1 protein-coding gene is annotated in these 1,902 nt (G+C 39.6%); it reads left to right on the plus strand.

Annotation, left to right across the window (positions count from 1 at the left end; genetic code table 11):
- Positions 1-297: 297 nt before the first annotated feature.
- Positions 298-1,794, plus strand: a complete 1,497-nt coding sequence (gene xylB, locus DVJ99_RS12540; protein ID WP_114604507.1) for a xylulokinase — start codon at positions 298-300, stop codon at positions 1,792-1,794.
- Positions 1,795-1,902: the final 108 nt, after the last annotated feature.

A 1,902-nucleotide genomic window follows, 5' to 3' on the forward strand; every position in this document is an offset into this window, starting at 1 on the left:
TTTAAAAGGCAAGACTCCTGTTGAGTACAGAAATCTTGCCTTAGGAAAATAGTTTAATCAAAAAGTTCAACTTTTGGGGTTCACTACAATTTTGCTCGTGTGTTTTTTTGAATGGCTTCTTTTCGCAAATGTTGTTTATTCTTATTGTGTACTTGTACGTTTAACATCACATTTTATGACAACTTTAATATATTTATTGTTGAAAAAGCGATATACTATAATCAATTAAGACAGAGACAATTCTTTTCATGATATTACAATAAACCTATCGTTTATCACAGAGAAAGGAAGATGTATATGACAAAAGAAGCGGTAATAGGAATCGACTTAGGTACGAGCGCAATTAAACTGATTGCAGTTGACCGCTCGGGCAACGTCATCGGCACACAAAGCGAACCGCTTAAACTTTATCAACCGTACCCAGGTTATTCAGAACAAGATCCGACAGAATGGCATGACGCAGCTGTTTTAGGATTAAAACATTTACTCAAACAAGAAGCCGTCACAAAGCATGAGATTAAAGGCATTTCATTCTCAGGACAAATGCATGGGCTTGTAATGATTAATCAAGATGGGCAGCCATTAAGAAGAGCGATTCTATGGAACGATACACGTACAACACCGCAATGTGAACAAATTAAAGAGAAATACGGCGAACAAGTGCTTGGCAACCCGGTCGTAGAAGGTTTTACGCTGACAAAATTACTATGGGTAAAACAAAATGAGCCAGAATTATGGTCGCAACTTGATACTTTTATGCTGCCGAAAGACTATTTGCGCTATAGTTTAACAGGCGAAGTACATACAGAATATTCGGATGCAGCAGCGACAATGTTATTGAATCCGCAAACGAAACAATGGGATAAAGCATTAGGTGCTGCGTTTGATATTCCGGACCATATCTATCCAGATCTGCTTCAATCACATGATCAAGCAGGCAGCCTTACAGAAGCGTTGAAAACAGAGTTGAATCTCACAGAAGACATTCCAGTATTTGCAGGAGGTGCGGATAATGCTTGTGCTGCACTAGGCTCAGGTGTCATCAGACCGAATGATGCGATTTGCAGTATCGGAACGTCCGGTGTGTTATTAATCTGCGAACCGATCGGAGAAGCAGAGGGTTACGGCCATAAAATTCATTTAATGAATCATGCTGTACCGGATGTAAACTATTTGATGGGTGTGACACTCAGTGCTGGTCACAGTTTAAGCTGGTTCAAACGCGAATTTTATCCTGATGATGATTTTAATACATTGATGGAGGACGCAAAAGCATCTGATATCGGTGCCCATGGTTTGATTTTCACACCTTACTTAGTCGGTGAACGTACACCGCATGGCGATGCTTCCATTCGAGGCAGCTTTATCGGTATTACAAGCAGCCATACTCGCGGTGATTTTAGTCGTGCAGTTGTCGAAGGTATTACGTATTCTTTATATGATTCTCTGATTTATTTACGCAGTATCGGAAGAAATGTAACTAAGATTGTCTCAACAGGCGGCGGTGCAAAAAATGATTTTTGGCTTCAGCTTCAAGCCGATATCTTTAATGCGGAAATCTATAAACTTAAACATGAAGAAGGACCAAGCATGGGAGCAGCGATGTTAGCCGCATACAGTTTAGGCTGGTATCCGACACTCAAAGACTGCGCAAAAGCCTTTATTCATTATGCTAAAACCTTCCAACCTGATTTGAAACGTCATATGGCATATGAGTCATACTTCAAAATTTATCAACAAGCCTACCAAGCTACACGCCGTATGACCAGCGAATTATTAGAACTGCAAAAATAAAAACATATCCTCTGATATGTAGCGAACCCAAAAAGTTGAACTTTTTGATTAAGCTAATTTCCTAAGGCAAGATTTCTGTATTCAACAGGAGTCTTGCCTTTTAAATTT

It is taken from the genome of Staphylococcus sp. EZ-P03, from assembly GCF_003344575.1.
GTDB lineage: Bacteria > Bacillota > Bacilli > Staphylococcales > Staphylococcaceae > Staphylococcus > Staphylococcus simulans_B.

Excerpts from the sequence above, each read along its gene's own strand:
- xylB (WP_114604507.1), top strand. The coding sequence starts at position 298 with ATGACAAAAGAAGCGGTAATAGGAATCGACTTAGGTACGAGCGCAATT.